At 62.4% G+C, this 15,668-nt stretch carries 12 protein-coding genes; all 12 read right to left on the bottom strand.

The features are described from left to right. Positions 1-17: 17 nt before the first annotated feature. The 12 genes from DIE29_RS04765 to gyrA all read right to left on the bottom strand — a co-directional run bounded on the left by DIE29_RS04765 (position 18) and on the right by gyrA (position 15,482). Complete coding sequence (locus DIE29_RS04765; protein WP_162860589.1) at positions 18-2,060, bottom strand: translocation/assembly module TamB domain-containing protein; 2,043 nt, start codon at positions 2,058-2,060, stop codon at positions 18-20. Next, entirely contained in the window at positions 2,020-2,910 is an 891-nt protein-coding gene (cysM, locus tag DIE29_RS04760; RefSeq protein WP_114649357.1) for a cysteine synthase CysM, read from the bottom strand. Before cysM ends, DIE29_RS04765 begins: the two co-directional genes overlap by 41 nt. A 92-nt stretch (positions 2,911-3,002) precedes the next feature. Next, positions 3,003-4,178: a lipopolysaccharide assembly protein LapB gene (gene lapB / locus DIE29_RS04755; RefSeq protein WP_108080377.1), complete on the bottom strand. Its 1,176-nt coding sequence runs from the start codon at positions 4,176-4,178 to the stop codon at positions 3,003-3,005. Positions 4,179-4,183: 5 nt separating this feature from the next. Beyond that, complete coding sequence (locus DIE29_RS04750; RefSeq protein ID WP_108080378.1) at positions 4,184-4,483, bottom strand: LapA family protein; 300 nt, start codon at positions 4,481-4,483, stop codon at positions 4,184-4,186. A 95-nt stretch (positions 4,484-4,578) separates the two neighbouring features. Then, positions 4,579-4,863 (bottom strand): integration host factor subunit beta, encoded by a 285-nt coding sequence (locus tag DIE29_RS04745; RefSeq protein ID WP_102042166.1) that lies wholly within the window; start codon positions 4,861-4,863, stop codon positions 4,579-4,581. Positions 4,864-4,873: 10 nt separating this feature from the next. Beyond that, entirely contained in the window at positions 4,874-6,580 is a 1,707-nt protein-coding gene (rpsA, locus tag DIE29_RS04740) for a 30S ribosomal protein S1 (protein WP_114650266.1), read from the bottom strand. 109 nt (positions 6,581-6,689) lie between these two features. Beyond that, entirely contained in the window at positions 6,690-8,642 is a 1,953-nt protein-coding gene (locus tag DIE29_RS04735) for a bifunctional 3-phosphoshikimate 1-carboxyvinyltransferase/cytidylate kinase (protein ID WP_114649356.1), read from the bottom strand. Between the two features lie 6 nt (positions 8,643-8,648). Then, a complete protein-coding gene (locus tag DIE29_RS04730; RefSeq protein WP_114649355.1) occupies positions 8,649-9,536 on the bottom strand; it encodes a prephenate dehydrogenase in 888 nt (295 codons plus the stop codon). 14 nt (positions 9,537-9,550) lie between these two features. Next, positions 9,551-10,648 (bottom strand): histidinol-phosphate transaminase, encoded by a 1,098-nt coding sequence (gene hisC / locus DIE29_RS04725; protein ID WP_114649354.1) that lies wholly within the window; start codon positions 10,646-10,648, stop codon positions 9,551-9,553. Positions 10,649-10,699: 51 nt separating this feature from the next. Next, positions 10,700-11,764, bottom strand: coding sequence for a prephenate dehydratase (pheA, locus tag DIE29_RS04720; RefSeq protein ID WP_102042170.1), 1,065 nt, complete (start codon positions 11,762-11,764; stop codon positions 10,700-10,702). 32 nt (positions 11,765-11,796) lie between these two features. Beyond that, positions 11,797-12,894 carry a 3-phosphoserine/phosphohydroxythreonine transaminase gene (gene serC / locus DIE29_RS04715; RefSeq protein WP_102042171.1) on the bottom strand — a complete coding sequence of 366 codons (1,098 nt, stop codon included), beginning with the start codon at positions 12,892-12,894 and terminating at the stop codon, positions 11,797-11,799. Beyond that, positions 12,891-15,482, bottom strand: coding sequence for a DNA gyrase subunit A (gene gyrA, locus DIE29_RS04710; RefSeq protein ID WP_114649353.1), 2,592 nt, complete (start codon positions 15,480-15,482; stop codon positions 12,891-12,893). The genes serC and gyrA overlap by 4 nt, the downstream gene beginning before the upstream one ends. Positions 15,483-15,668 lie beyond the last annotated feature (186 nt).

The following is a 15,668-nucleotide window of genomic DNA, read 5'->3' as shown; positions in this document are numbered from 1 at the left end:
CGAAGCGCTGTGCCAGCCTAACGGATGATCGGGGCGGCGTTGGATGCAATGGCCCCCTGCAGTCGATCGATCAATTCCTGCCAATCGACTTGGCGATTGTAGCCGATGACATTCAGCGCCGGGATACCGCCGCCGCGCACCAGCTGATAGCCGCCCCCGGCCACATCGCCCAGTCCGCCCATCTGGCACACGCCATTGGCCAGCACGCAGGACAGGCCAATTTCTCGGTAACCGAACGAGTCGAAAAAGCGCAGCACGCTACGCTGGATGGCAGCCACCGCCCCCGCACCGCCCAGCGCGCCGATGTTTTGCACCGCACGCTGGCTGATGCGGCGCGGGTAGCTACCCGGACTACTGACTACCCTTGCATCGAAGCGTACTGGGCGCCAACCCGCCAGTTCCAGGCCGCTCACATTAGCATCGACGTAACCGCTGATGCTGCCGAAGGAAAAGGTATGGGTGAGTTGCGCAAGGTCGATATGACGCGCATCGATATCGGCATACAGGTGCGCGGCAACGCCAAAGGGCTCCAGCAGACGCAGTTGACTCACTTGCAGGTATCCGTCGAACACCGACACCACCAGCGTGCCGTCTAACACCACTTCGCCGGGCGAAACCCGCAACCCGGGCAGCGCCGCCGACAACACGCCCGCCATTTCGGGCCAGCCCAGCGCGCGGGTGAGCATCGGCATCGATACCGGCTCGACCACCACCCCGCCCTGCCCCGACCAGCCCGCGTCGCCATGCTGCAAGGCCAGTCGTTCAAACACCAGCGCACCGTCGAGCATCGGAATACGTAAGCGTGGTACCTCCCATTGCCGGCCATGCAGTCGGGCCATCAGTTCGAACTCGCCCAGTTGCAGCGCCTGCCAACGCCCGCCCTTCACCTTCAGAACCGCCTCGGTCGCCGTATCGCTGCGCCACGGCACGACACCACTGACCGGCCCGAAACTCAGGTCCGTGCCATCCAGGCTGAAACCGGCCTGGTCAAGCGCGGCATCCAGCGCAACCAAGTTGCCGTCGATGATGCGCAGCCCGACACTGGCGTGCCCGGCGAACTTGAGCCTGTCGGCCTGTGCCGGCGCCACCAGGGGGGCAATGAAAATCGGGCCGATCACCGCCAGGTCGGCTTCGGCGATCGCCAGTCCGGCATCGTCCAGTCGGCCGGTCCGCAAGTCGACCACTGCGTTGGCAGCCAGGCTGCGCACGCCGTCGAGCGCCAGCGCGGCGCTGTGCACCTCCACCCGCCCATCCGCATAACTGCCCGCAGCCTGCAGACGCGGCCCCGCGGTGAGATAGAGCGCGTGAAGGTAGGCCTCGCCCGCCTTCCAGGCTGCGCTCGCCTGCCAACGCCAGCCGCCACCTACCCGACGGGCGCGGGTGTCCAGGCTGAAGGCCAGCCCCTGGCCGGCCTGCAGGCCGTCTGCTGAGGAAAAGGCGCCTTGATCCAGCGTCACCGCCAGCTTCAACTCGCCGCCATCAACCGGGGTGTAGCCGGCACTGCCGCTCAAACGCCCCTGCGGCTGCCAGCGGGCCAGCACCGGTAGCACAGTGGCCAGGCGCGCAAGATCCAGCGCCTGAAACCTCGCCTTTACGGCGCCCGACTGTCCAACAGCCAGCACCAAGGTTTCGTCGGGGGAAAACTGAAGCCGCAACGTGCCGCTACGGCGCGAAGGGTCGACCTGCAACACAGCCGCGACGCCACCCGGCAAGCCAGGTAGATCGAGGCGGCCGCCTTCACAGATCAACGCGCTAGCCGAAAAACGGAACACCGCGCAGTGCAGGCCCAGGTCGCGCACGCTAAACCCGACCGCGTTCAACCGCCCGATGCGTAGATCGGCGCTCCCGGCACCGGCATTGAGCACGATGCGAACGTCCCGCAGGCTGAAGGCGGGATGATCGACGCCGTCGATACTGAATGTCAGTTGCCGTGCGGCCGCCGGCCATGCCGCCAACAGGGCAACCGCCAGCGCAAACAGAGTGCGCAGCCAGCGGCCGCAGCGGACAAACAACGGCGCTTCAGCCGGGGAACACACCCGTGGACAGGTAGCGGTCGCCACGGTCGCACACCACCGACACGATCACCGCATTTTCCACCTGCGCAGCAATCCGTAAGGCCACGTGCATGGCCCCGCCCGAGGAAATGCCGGCAAAGATACCCTCTTCGCGCGCCAGTCGCCGGGTCATCTCCTCGGCCGCCGCCTGGCTGACATACTCGAGTGCATCGACACAACCGGGGTCGTAAATCTTGGGCAGATAGGCTTCGGGCCACTTGCGGATGCCCGGAATTTGCGAGCCTTCCTCCGGCTGACAGCCAATGATGCGGATGGCCGGATTGCGCGATTTGAGAAAACGCGAGGTGCCCATGATGGTGCCGGTGGTGCCCATGCTACTGACAAAGTGGGTGATGGTGCCGCCGGTCTGTTCCCACAACTCGGGACCCGTACCCTCGAAATGCGCCAGCGGGTTGTCCGGGTTGGCGAACTGATCGAGGATGATCCCACGCCCTTCGTCGCGCATCCGCTCAGCGACATCGCGTGCCATTTCCATGCCGCCTTCCTTGGGGGTGAGCACCAATTCGGCGCCAAACGCCCGCATCGTTTGCCGGCGCTCCACGCTTTGGTTCTCCGGCATCACCAACACCATGCGGTACCCACGGATCGCTGCGGCCATGGCCAGGGCGATGCCGGTGTTGCCGCTGGTGGCCTCGATCAGCGTATCACCGGGGGCGATCTGCCCGCGTGCCTCGGCGCGAACGATCATCGACAGAGCGGGACGGTCCTTGACCGAACCGGCCGGGTTGTTGCCTTCCAGCTTGGCAAGGATGACGTTGTTGCGCCCGGCGTTGATGCGCTTGAGTCTGACCAGCGGTGTCTGGCCGACGTAATCTTCGAGAGTTTTGTAGTTCATGTCGACATCGGTGCAGCAGCGTTTTGATGCGATGTTAACCCGTACGCACCGGTCGCGGGACAGCTTGCGGCGTAAAACCGCTGCCCGGCCGCTCAAGGCCCCAGGTCGAATTCCTCGGTACGTTTCGGCGGGAAGGTTTCCCAGCCGCCGCAGGCCGGGCAGCGCCAATGGAATTGTCTTGCCTTGAAACCGCAGGCATCGCAGCGGTAACGGGCCACCTTGCGGGTATGGCCGTGGATCAGCTGCTTGACCAGCTCGATGTCGCTGCGCTGCTCGGCAGGAGCGGAAATCAGCGCCGCTTCGAGCAGTTTATCCAGCCCCAGCAGGGTCGGGTTACGGCGTAACTCTTCACGTACCAGGTCATAGGCGGCCTGCCCGCCACGCGATTTGAGCTCCCAATGAAAAACCTCATCGAGTAGATCGAGCGAAGGATGCTGTTGCAGCCAAGCACGTAGCAGCACATGCCCCTGCTCGACACGCCCCAGGCGCCGATAGGCCTCCATGACCCGCTCGGCGGCAAGCGCGAGATAGACCGGATTCTGACTACCGATTTTCTTCCACGCCTCCAACGCGGCTTCATCCTGCCCCGCGGCCGCCAGCAAATCGCCCAACAGCAAGCTGGCGCGCACACAGCGCGGATTGATTGCCAGCGCCTGCTCGATATGGCGCCGGGCTTGCTCTGGGCGCGAATCGGCCAATGCCGCAGCCGCCAACTCGCAATGAAAATTGGCCACTTCAGTGCGCCACAACACACTCTCATGGTCGGGCAGCGCACCGGCCACCTCGATTGCCTTGGCCCAATCTTTTTCCTGCTGGTAAATCTCCAGCAAATAGCGCAAGGCCACATCGTTCAGACGGGTGCCGCGCAGTTTGAGAAACACCGCCTCGGCCCGGTCCAATAGGCCCGCTTTGAGAAAATCCTGGCCCAGTTCGCTCAACGCCTGCAGCCGTTGCTCTTCGGTCAAGTCTTCCCGATCCACCAAATTCTGGTGCATGCGGATCGCCCGGTCGGTTTCGCCGCGACGGCGGAACAGACTGCCAAGGGCAAAATGCAGTTCAATGGTGTGCGGATCGATCTTGACCGCCTCGATGAAGGCATCGATGGCCTTGTCCTGCTGTTCATTGAGCAGAAAATTCAGGCCGTTGAGGTAGGAGCGCGGCAGCGCGCGCGACTCATGCACCACCTGCTTGATGTCGATACGTGCCGCCAACCAGCCGAGCGCAAAAAAAAGCGGCAGCGCCAGCAACCACCAGAGTTCGATTTCCATGGCGGTCAGAGTGAATCGGGGGCCTGCGCGTCCACCCGCGGCGGGGCGTGCCGATCCCGCTCACTGCGCGCAAGCTGCTTGCGCAAGCGGGCGATTTCCCGTCTTTGCCGCAGCAACGAGCCGAAGGTTGCGGTCACGCCAAGCAGCGCACCGGCGGCAAAGATCACCACAATCACGAACACCAACGGCAGCTCCCACCCTGCGCCGAAGAAAAAATCAAGGCGCACCAGATGATCGTTCTTGACTGCAAAGCCGAACAGCAGGAAGAACAGCAGAAGGCGGGCGATCCAGACGATGAGGCGCATGGGCAGGCATTATCTCCGACGAACCGACAAAAAAGAAGGCGGCATGAGCCGCCTCGATGACCGATTACGACATCTGTAGCGGTCGCACCGAGCGCTCAGCCCGCCAGATCGACACGCTCGCGCAATTCCTTGCCTGCCTTGAAATGCGGGACGTACTTTTCGGGCACGTGCACTTTTTCACCCGACTTGGGGTTACGTCCCACCCGCGGAGGCCGGTAGTTGAGCGAAAAGCTCCCGAAGCCGCGGATCTCGATGCGATCCCCGCGCGCCAGCGCGTCGGTCATCGCATCGAGGATCGTTTTGACCGCGTAATCGGCATCTTTTGCGACCAGCTGCGGAAAACGCGCCGCGAGCTGCGCAATCAGCTCCGATTTGGTCATGATCGGCTGATTACTGCTTTTGCTCGTTCAGTTTGGCCTTGAGCAAGGCACCCAGATTGGTGGTGCCGGCGGCAGCCGAACTTTCCGACGCCAGCTTCTGCATGGCTTCGGACTGCTCCGCCTGATCCTTGGCACGAATCGACAGGCTGATCGAGCGGGTCTTGCGATCCACGTTGATGATCACCGCTTCGATTTCATCACCTTCCTTGAGCACAGTGGTCAGGTCATCCACCCGGTGAGTGGCCGCTTCGGAAGCGCGCAGATAGCCTTCCACATCTTCATTGAGTGCAATGACCGCACCGCGTGGTTCGACCGATTTCACCGTGCCACGCACGATGGCGTTCTTTTCATGGGTGGCGATGAAGTTGGTGAAGGGATCGCCTTCGAGCTGCTTGACCCCGAGGGAAATGCGCTCGCGCTCGACATCGATGGCCAGCACGACGGCTTCGACCTCATCGCCCTTCTTGAAGCGACGCACGGCTTCTTCACCCGGTTCGCTCCAGGACAGATCGGACAGATGCACCAGACCGTCGATGCCGCCTTCCAGGCCGATGAACACACCGAAGTCGGTGATCGACTTGATCTGCCCGCTGACCTTGTCGCCTTTCTTGTGGTTCATGTTGAACTCTTCCCACGGGTTGGGCACGCATTGCTTCATCCCCAGGGAGATCCGGCGACGGTCTTCGTCGATATCCAGAATCATCACCTCGACCTCATCGCCAAGCTGCACGACTTTGGTCGGATGGATGTTCTTGTTGGTCCAGTCCATTTCGGACACGTGCACCAAGCCCTCGATGCCCTGCTCGACTTCCACGAACGCGCCGTAGTCGGTGATGTTGGTGACTTTACCGAACAGACGCGTGCCTTGCGGATAGCGACGGGAGATGCCGACCCACGGATCTTCGCCCAGTTGCTTGAGACCCAGGGAGACGCGGTTTTTCTCCTGATCGAACTTGAGCACCTTGGCTTCGATTTCGTCGCCGACGTTGAGCACTTCGGACGGGTGACGAACCCGGCGCCAGGCCAGATCGGTAATATGCAGCAGACCGTCGATGCCGCCCAAGTCAACGAACGCACCATAATCGGTGATGTTCTTGACGATGCCCTTGACCACGGAGCCTTCTTTCAGATTGGCCAAAAGCTTCTCGCGCTCTTCGCCCATGGACTCTTCGAGCACCGCGCGACGGGAGACGACCACGTTGTTACGCTTGCGGTCGAGCTTGATGACCTTGAATTCGAACTCTTTGCCTTCATACGGCGTGGTGTCTTTGACCGGGCGCATGTCGACCAAAGAGCCTGGCAGGAAGGCACGGATGCTGTTGGTCATCACGGTCAGACCGCCCTTGACGCGGCCGGTGATCACCCCCTTGACCAGCGCACCTTCGTTGAGCGCCTTTTCCAAATCGTTCCAGGCGGCGATACGCTTGGCCTTTTCGCGGGACAGGCGGGTTTCGCCATAGCCATCTTCCAGCGCCTCGATGGCGACATGGATGAAGTCGCCAACGTTGACTTCGAGTTCACCGCGATCGTTGCGGAACTCCTCGATCGGCACATAGCTTTCGGATTTCAGACCGGCATTGACGACCACAAAGTTTTGGTCGATGCGCACCACTTCAGCAGTGATGACTTCACCGGCGCGCATTTCCTGGCGGGCAAGACTTTCTTCGAAAAGGTCAGCGAAACTTTCCTGGGTGGAAACAGGGGTGGAGGTAGACATGTGATTGAGGAAGACCCGGAAGCCGCCCCACGGACGGCCAAATTGTTGGTTGGCAAAAACGGCTGCAGGACCATCCCGCATACCGCGACATCAAAAAACGCCGTGCATGCTACGCTGCCATGGACCGCACAGCGCTCACGCGTTCGAGCACAAAGCTCACTGCCTGCTTCACCCCCATGCAGGTGGTATCTAGAAGCTCGGCGTCGGGCAGTTGCTTTAACGGCGCCACCGCACGGGCGGCATCACGCGCATCCCGTTCGGAAAGCTCCCGTAAAAGACTCTCCATGTTAGCAGCCATCCCCTTTTCGATCAACTGCTTATAACGGCGTTCGGCCCGTGCCTGGACCGACGCGGTCAAGAACACTTTGAGTGACGCATCCGGAAACACCACCGAGCCGATGTCCCGGCCTTCGGCCACCAGGCCCGGCGCAGCGCGAAAATCACGCTGGCGATCGAGCAAGGCTTGGCGCACCGCTGGCAGCGCCGCAACTTTGGAAGCGGCAACCGAGCACGCTTCGGTGCGGATCTGCACGGTCACTTCCTCACCGTCCAACCAGATCCGACCGCCTTCGAAGGTCACCGGCAAGGCAGCAGCGATGTGCGCCAACCGTGGCTCGTCGTCCAGGCTCACACCGGCACGCATGGCCGCCAACGCTACCGTGCGGTAGAGCGCGCCGCTATCCAGGTAGTGCCAACCGAGGGCCGCGGCGACTTGCGCCGCGACCGTGCCTTTGCCGGAGGCCGACGGGCCGTCGATGGCAATGACCGGCACCGGTTGTGCGACCTCGGCAAAGCGCTCGAAATAGCCGGGAAAGGTTTTGTTGACGCATTGGGGGTCGTTGATCCGCACCCGCACACCGCCCAGGCTGACCAGAGAAAAGCACATTGCCATGCGGTGATCGTCGTAGGTGTCGATCTGCGCCACCTGTAAGGCAGCCGGCGGGGTGATGACAAGGTAATCGGGCCCTTCCTCGACCGTGGCCCCAACTTTGCGCAATTCGGTCGCCATCGCAGCAATGCGGTCGGTCTCCTTGACCCGCCAACTGGCGATGTTGCGCAGCGTGCACCGGCCGTCGGCAAAGAGCGCGGTCACCGCCAAGGTCATCGCCGCATCCGGGATGTGGTTCAGATCCATGTCGTAGGCACGCAAGCGGCCAGATTCCGGGGCACTCGCCTCGATCCAGTTCGGCCCCATGTCGATGCGCGCGCCCATTTGCGCCAGCGCCTCGGCAAAGCGCACGTCGCCTTGAATGCTGTCGCGGCCGACACCTTCCACCCGCACCGGACCGCCGCCGATGGCACCGGCGGCAAGAAAGTAGGACGCCGACGAAGCGTCGCCTTCGACATACACCGTGCCCGGGCTGCGGTAGCGCGCGCCGGCCGGAACGGTAAAACGCGTCCAGCCCTCGCGGCGTACCTCGACGCCAAAGCGCGCCATCAGTGCCAGCGTGATCGCGATATAAGGCTTGGAGATCAATTCGCCGACCACCTCGATGGTGGTCTCCTCGCCGGTCAGCGGTAGTGCCATCAACAGCGCGGTAAGAAACTGGCTGGACACATCGCCGCGCACCCGCAAGGTGCCGCCCGCTCGCACCCTGGCCGGATGGATGGCCAGCGGCGGATAACCTTCTGCGCCCAGGTAATCGATGGCCGCGCCGGCTTGACGCAGCGCATCGACCAAGTCACCGATCGGGCGCTCATGCATGCGCGCGACGCCCGACAGACGGTACTCGCCGCCAGCGAGCGCCAGCACCGCGGTCAGCGGGCGAAAGGCCGTACCGGCATTGCCGAGGAAAAGCTCGGCGGATTTCACTGGAAAAGCGCCGCCCACGCCCTGCACCGCATAGTGGTCGCTACCGTCATGGCGCCGCCACACCACACCGAGCGTACGCAGGGCATCGAGCATGCGTTCGACATCGTCCGAGGCCAGCAGATCGCGGATGTCGGTTTCGCCTTCGGCCATGGCGGCCAGTAGCAGTACGCGATTGGAAATGCTTTTGGAGCCCGGCAGGCGCACCCGCCCGCGAGCGCCCAGTAATGGGACCAGATCGAGATATTCCATAAGCCTTTACTCGCTTGCCAGAGGAGGTTGCTGTTCGGCCCAGGCATTGCGCGCACAGCGCGCCTCGTCAAACAAGCGTTCCAACCGGGCGGCGTCGCCCGCCAGCAACAACGCGCGTAGATAAGCCAGTTCAGCCAGGTACTGGTCGAGCTCGCCAAGCAGGGCTTGGCGGTTGGCCATACAAATGTCACGCCACATTTCCGGGTGGCTGCCGGCGATACGGGTGAAATCACGAAAACCGCTGGCCGCGTAGCTAAAAAGCTGCTCTGCATTGGCCCGCCCGGCTAGATCATGAACCAAGCCAAAAGCCAGCAGATGCGGCAGGTGACTGACCGCGGCAAACACCCGGTCATGCTCGGCCGCAGACATCTGGTGGATCACCGCGCCACAGGCGGCCCATGCCGCGCGCACACGCTCGACCGCTTCCGGCGCATTTTCCGGCAGTGGTGTCAGCACCACTTTCTTCCCTTGATAGAGCGACGCAAACGCGGCGTCGACGCCGCTTTTTTCCGCGCCGGCAATCGGATGGGCCGGCACCACATTGGCAAGCCGTCCCCCCAGGTGACGGTAGATGGCCTCGATGACATCGCGCTTGGTGCTCCCGGCGTCGCTGACCACGGTAGCCGACCCCAAATGCGGGGCCATCGCAGCCATGACCGTCTCCATCTGGCCCACTGGCGCTGCCAGCAGCACGAAATCCGCCTGATCGAGCGCCCCCGCCCAGTCATCGGCCGCTTCATCGATCACGCCAAGCTCGAGCGCGCGCGCAAGCGAAGCGGGACTGCGTCCGATGCCGACCACCCGCTCGACCATGCCGGCGCGCCGCAGCGCAAGCGCAAAAGAGCCGCCAATCAGGCCGACTCCGCATACCACCAGCTTGCCGATCCGCCTCATCGGTCCGCTCCCGCTCAGCCCAGGGCCTGTTTCAACGCGGCGATGAAACGGGCGTTTTCTTCCGGCAAGCCGATCGACACCCGCAGCCATTCAGGCAGGCCGTAGCTGGCGATCGGGCGCACGATCACACCCTGGCGCAGCAGACTGGCATTGACTGCGGCCGCATCCCCCACCCTGAAAGTGACGAAATTGCCGGCAGAAGGAATCCACTCCAGCCCGAGTTCGGCCAGCGCCTCGGTGATCTGCGCCATGCCGCGCTCGTTCATCCGCGCGCTCTGCGCAAGGAATTCCTCATCCAGAAGTGCCGCTTCGGCCGCGGCCAGCGCCACACTGGACACATTGAACGGCTGACGGACCCGGTTCATCAGATCGGCCACCTCGGGATGAGCAATCCCATAACCCACCCGCAGCCCTGCCAAGCCATAAGCCTTGGAAAAGGTCCGCGAAATCAGCAGATTGGAAAACCGCGACAACCACGGGATGCTGTCGTAGCGCTGCGTGGCGTTCAGATACTCGGTATAGGCTTCGTCGAGCACCACCAATACGTCTTGCGGCACCCGTTGCAGGAAGGCTTCGAGCGCCGCCCCGAACAAAAAGGTGCCGGTCGGATTGTTGGGATTGGCAATGAACACGATCCGTGTGTCCGCCTCGATGGCCGAGGCCATGGCATCCAGATCGTGGCCATAATCCTTCGCCGTCACCTGGATGCCGCGCGCACCGACTGCGTTGATGGCCAAGGGATAGACCGCAAAAGCGTATTGCGAGAACACCGCCGAACGCCCGGGCGCAAGAAAAGTCCGCGCGGCCAGTTCCAGCACATCGTTCGAACCATTGCCCAGCACGATTTGCTCGGGCGCAACATTCAATCGGCGGGACAACGCCGCCTTCAGGGCAAAACCGTTACCATCCGGGTAACGCTCGATGCCCGACAGTGCTGCCATTGCCGCTTCGCGCGCGCGCGGGGCCATACCCAGCGGATTTTCATTGGAAGCAAGTTTGACGATGCCGGCCTCGGGCAGGCCCATTTCGCGGGCCAGCTCGGCAATCGGTTTGCCCGGCTGATAAGGCGAGATGGCACGAATATATTCGGGTGCCTGACTGGCTGCACTCATCGGAAATCTCCTGTTTTTTCTGGCGCCGGCGCGATCTGTCCGGCGCGTGCCTCAGATGGCGGCCACCGGATAGGAGCCCAAAATCTTGACGAAAGCCGCCCGCTCGTTGAGTTCTTGCAGCGCAGCAGCCACTGGCGCCTCGCTCTGATGACCCTCGATATCGATATAAAACACGTATTCCCATAACCCGGCACGCGCCGGGCGCGATTGCAGCTTGGTCATGCTCACCCCGTGGCGGGCAAAGGGTTCCAGCAGTGCATGCATCGCTCCGGGCCGATTGGGCGCCGAGCACACCAGCGAAGTGCGGTCTTGACCGGACGGACCGGCATCATGGCGGGCGATCACCAAAAAACGGGTGGTGTTGTTGGGGTCGTCCTCGATGTTCGCGGCCAACACCTTCAGCCCGTACAGCTCGGCCGCGGCCTCCCCGGCAATCGCGCAGGACTCCGGATCTTCGGCCGCCAGACGGGCTGCCTCGGCGTTACTGGCCACCGGCACCCGCGGCAAGTGGGCCAAATTGCGGTTGAGCCATTCATGACATTGCGCCAAGGACTGCGCATGCGAATACAGGCGCTTGGCCGCACCGATGCCATCGGCGCGGGACAAAAGCTGCTGATGAATGCGCAGATTGACCTCGCCGCAGATTTTCAGCGGATTGGCCAGCAGCAAATCGAGCGTGCCGCCGACCGCGCCTTCGGTGGAATTTTCCACCGGCACCACGCCGTAATCGACGTTGCCCGCCTCCACGGCGCGGAACACGTCGTCGATGGTGGCCAGCGGCAAAAAATTGGGCGCGCTGCCAAAATGCTTGCGCGAAGCGCTTTCCGAGAACGTGCCGGCCGGCCCCAGATAACCCACCTTGAGCGGCTGTTCGAGCGCCAAACAGGCCGACATGATTTCGCGGAAGATGGTCTGCACCGCAGCGTTCGGCAGCGGCCCCGGATTGGCCTCGGCCAGCCGACGCAGCACTTGGGCCTCGCGTTCGGGACGGTAAAGATTGCCTTGCTTGATCGTCCCGATACGCTGGGCATGACGTGCCCGCTCGGCCAAGCGGGCAAGGATTTCTTCGTCCAGATGGTCGATCTGGTTACGCAGGTTCAGCAGTTCGTCGCTCATCTTCCGCTCGTCTCGGTATGGTTTGCCGGAGCTCAGCCGTAGCGCGCGGCAAAAGTCTTCATGTAGTCGATCAGGGCGGCCACGCCCTCGATCGGCATCGCGTTATAGATTGACGCACGCATGCCGCCGACCGATTTGTGCCCTTTGAGCTGGGCCAAGCCCGCCTGCTGGGCGCCTTCCAGGAAGGCGTCGTTGAGCGACTCGTCCTTGAGAAAAAACGACACGTTCATGCGCGAGCGACAAGCCGGGTCGACCCGGTTTTCGTAAAAACCGGAACCGTCCAGATAATCGTAGAGCAAACGGGCTTTGGCAATGTTACGCGCCTCGATGGCCGCCACCCCGCCCTGGCGCTTGATCCACTGGAACACCAGGCCGGCAATGTAGATCGCGTAAGTGGGCGGCGTGTTGTACATGGAACCGGCCTCGGCCACGGTCTTGTAGTCGAAAGCCGAAGGACATAGCGGCAAGGCACGGCCCAGCAGGTCTTCACGCACGATGACCAGGGTCAAGCCCGCCGGACCGATGTTCTTTTGCGCACCGCCAAAGATCACGCCATACCGGGAAACATCGATGACACGCGACAGCAGGTGCGACGACATATCGGCCACCAGCGGCACCTCGGCGCGGCCGATTCGCGCCAGATCCGGTTCGAACGGATACTCCACGCCGCCGATGGTCTCATTGGTGCACACAAACACATACGCAGGATCGGCAGACAACTGCCAGTCTTGCAGCGCCGGCACCCTATCGAAGCCGCTGGCCTCGGAGCTGGCCGCAATATTGACCTCGGCGTATTTACGCGCTTCTTTCTGCGACTTCTGCGACCAGGCGCCGGTGACTACATAATCGGCCACCTTGCGCTCGCCCAGCAGGTTTAGAGGGATGATGGCGTTTTGCGCAATTGCGCCGCCTTGCATGAACAGAATCCGATAGTTGTCCGGAACCGCGAGCAATTCGCGCAGATCGGCTGCGGCCGCTTCGGCAATGGACATGAACGCCTTGCCGCGATGGCTCATTTCCATCACACCCATGCCGGCACCGTGCCAATCGAGCATCTCTTCGGCGGCCTGGCGCAACACCTCTTCGGGCAGCGCGGCCGGACCGGCGCTGAAGTTCCATACACGACTCATGATTCGGCCTCGCCTTGTGGTGTTTGCGATGCGTCGCCTTGGTCGAGCGGATCGCTATCGGATTCGGCCACTTTTTCCAGACCGGCCAGAAACGTGCCCTCGTCCAGATTGATCAGCGTGACACCCTGCGTGGCCCGACCCAGTTCGCGAATATCGCTCACCCTGGTGCGGATCAACACACCGCCGGTGGAAATCAGCATGACTTCATCGGAAGGTTCCACCAGCACGGCGGCCACCAGCTTGCCGTTACGCTCCGAAGTCTGGATGGCGATCATGCCTTTGGTGCCGCGTCCATGGCGGGTGAATTCGCCCACCGGGGTGCGTTTGCCATATCCGTTTGCAGTGGCGGTCAGCACCGACTGTTCCTCGCCCTTGGCCACCAACATGGCAATCACCTGCTGCCCGTCCTCCAACGTCATGCCGCGCACCCCGCGCGCCTCACGGCCCATCGGACGCACATCGCTCTCGGCAAAACGCACCGCCTTGCCGGCATCGGAAAACAGCATCACGTCGCACTGGCCGTCGGTGATCGCCACGCCGATCAGCCGGTCGCCCTCGTCCAGACTGGCGGCAATGATGCCGGCCTTGCGCGGGTTGGCAAAAGCCGACAGAGCGGTTTTCTTGACCGTGCCTTCGGCCGTGGCCATGAACACGAAATGACTGTCGTCGAATTCCTTGACCGGCAACACCGCGGTGATCTTTTCGCCTTCGACGAGCGGAAAGAGGTTGACGATCGGCTTGCCACGCGAATTGCGCGTACCTTCCGGCACCTCGTAGACCTTGAGCCAATACACCCGCCCGCGGCTGGAAAAGCACAGCACGTAGTCGTGGGTGTTGGCCACGAACAAGCGATCGATGAAATCCTCGTCCTTCATCGAGGTAGCCTGCTTGCCGCGCCCACCGCGGCGCTGCGCGCGATAGTCGGCCAGCGGCTGGCGCTTGAAGTACCCACCATGCGAGAGCGTGACCACCATGTCTTCCGGGGTGATCAGGTCCTCGATGTTGATTTCCGCGGTGCTCATGACGATCTCGGAGCGGCGCGGATCGCCAAACTGACTGCGGATGGCAGTCAGCTCTTCGGCAATGATCGCGGTGATACGCTCGGGCCGGGCCAGGATGTCGAGTAGATCGGTAATCAGCGCCATCACTTCGCGGTACTCGCCGACGATCTTGTCCTGCTCCATATTGGTCAGGCGCTGCAATTGCATTTCCAGAATGCGCTGGGCTTGCACCTCGGACAGGCGATAGCCCCGCGCCGACAGGCCAAACTCCGGCAGCAAACCTTCCGGGCGATAGCTGTCGGCCATCGCGCGCGAGAGCATCTCCTCGACCAGCGGCGAACGCCAGGTGCGCGCCATCAGCTCGCGGCGCGCCTCCGCCGGCGTGGGCGCGGCCTTGATCAAGGCAATGATTTCATCCACATTCGATAAGGCAACCGCCAAGCCTTCCAGAATGTGGCCGCGCTCACGCGCTTTTTTCAGCTCAAAAACAGTGCGGCGGGTGACCACCTCGCGGCGGTGCTCCAGGAAACACACCAGCATCTGCTTGAGGTTCAACAGACGCGGGCGGCCGTCGACCAAGGCCACCATGTTCATACCAAAGCTGTCTTGCAGCTGGGTATGCTTGAACAGGTTGTTGAGCACCACCTCGGGCATCTCGCCGCGTTTGAGTTCGATCACCACGCGCATACCGGATTTGTCGGACTCATCCCGGATTTCGCTGATGCCCTCGATTTTCTTGTCGTTGACCAGTTCGGCGATGCGCTCCAGCAGGGTGCGCTTGTTGACCTGGTAGGGCAGCTCATCGACAACGATGGCCTGCCGATCGCCTTTGCCGATATCTTCAAAGTGGGTGCGCGCACGCATCACCACCCGGCCACGGCCGGTGCGGTAGCCCTCATGCACGCCCGCCAGGCCATAAATCAGGCCGGCAGTGGGAAAATCCGGCGCCTTGATGATCTCGATCAACGCCTCGATGTCGGTATCTGGCGCTTCGAGCAGCTTCAGGCAGGCTTCGACCACCTCGCCCAGGTTGTGCGGCGGAATGTTGGTGGCCATGCCCACCGCAATGCCGCTCGAACCGTTGATGAGCAGATTGGGAATGCGCGCCGGCAGGATCAGCGGCTCTTTTTCGGAGCCATCGTAGTTTGGCCCGAAATCCACCGTCTCCTTGTCGATATCGGCCAGCAATTCATGACCGATGCGCGCCATGCGGATTTCGGTGTAACGCATCGCCGCGGCATTGTCGCCATCGACCGAACCGAAGTTGCCCTGACCGTCGATCAGCATGTAGCGCAGCGAGAAATCCTGCGCCATGCGCACGATGGTGTCATACACCGCGGAATCGCCGTGCGGATGGTACTTACCGATCACATCGCCAACGATGCGTGCCGATTTCTTGTAGGGACGATTCCAGTCGTTGGACAACTCGTGCATCGCATACAACACCCGGCGATGCACCGGCTTTAGGCCGTCACGCGCATCCGGCAGCGCCCGCCCCACGATCACGCTCATGGCGTAATCCAGGTAAGCATGGCGCATTTCCTCTTCCAGACTGATCGGCAGGGTTTCCTTGGCGAACTGGGTCATGTCGCGGCAGCGGGATTATCCGCATGATCAAAAGCCACAAATCTTACCATGCCGACTAGCCTGGACCGCTGTGCGATTGCATCGGCCTCGCCCGGCACAGACGGAGCGGTCGGCCGCCTCGAAGATGGCGTTCTACCTCAGCCACAAAGTAAGCTGTCGGCGCATAGACCTAATTTTTCCGGCCAT

The organism is Pseudothauera hydrothermalis, assembly GCF_003345255.1.
In the GTDB taxonomy this organism is placed as follows: domain Bacteria; phylum Pseudomonadota; class Gammaproteobacteria; order Burkholderiales; family Rhodocyclaceae; genus Pseudothauera; species Pseudothauera hydrothermalis.
This window is presented reverse-complemented; position numbering and strand designations above follow the sequence as displayed.

Excerpts from the sequence above, each read along its gene's own strand:
- cysM (WP_114649357.1), bottom strand. The coding sequence starts at position 2,910 with ATGAACTACAAAACTCTCGAAGATTACGTCGGCCAGACACCGCTGGTC.
- lapB (WP_108080377.1), bottom strand. The coding sequence starts at position 4,178 with ATGGAAATCGAACTCTGGTGGTTGCTGGCGCTGCCGCTTTTTTTTGCG.
- DIE29_RS04750 (WP_108080378.1), bottom strand. The coding sequence starts at position 4,483 with ATGCGCCTCATCGTCTGGATCGCCCGCCTTCTGCTGTTCTTCCTGCTG.
- DIE29_RS04745 (WP_102042166.1), bottom strand. The coding sequence starts at position 4,863 with ATGACCAAATCGGAGCTGATTGCGCAGCTCGCGGCGCGTTTTCCGCAG.
- rpsA (WP_114650266.1), bottom strand. The coding sequence starts at position 6,580 with ATGTCTACCTCCACCCCTGTTTCCACCCAGGAAAGTTTCGCTGACCTT.
- DIE29_RS04735 (WP_114649356.1), bottom strand. The coding sequence starts at position 8,642 with ATGGAATATCTCGATCTGGTCCCATTACTGGGCGCTCGCGGGCGGGTG.
- DIE29_RS04730 (WP_114649355.1), bottom strand. The coding sequence starts at position 9,536 with ATGAGGCGGATCGGCAAGCTGGTGGTATGCGGAGTCGGCCTGATTGGC.
- hisC (WP_114649354.1), bottom strand. The coding sequence starts at position 10,648 with ATGAGTGCAGCCAGTCAGGCACCCGAATATATTCGTGCCATCTCGCCT.
- pheA (WP_102042170.1), bottom strand. The coding sequence starts at position 11,764 with ATGAGCGACGAACTGCTGAACCTGCGTAACCAGATCGACCATCTGGAC.
- serC (WP_102042171.1), bottom strand. The coding sequence starts at position 12,894 with ATGAGTCGTGTATGGAACTTCAGCGCCGGTCCGGCCGCGCTGCCCGAA.
- gyrA (WP_114649353.1), bottom strand. The coding sequence starts at position 15,482 with ATGACCCAGTTCGCCAAGGAAACCCTGCCGATCAGTCTGGAAGAGGAA.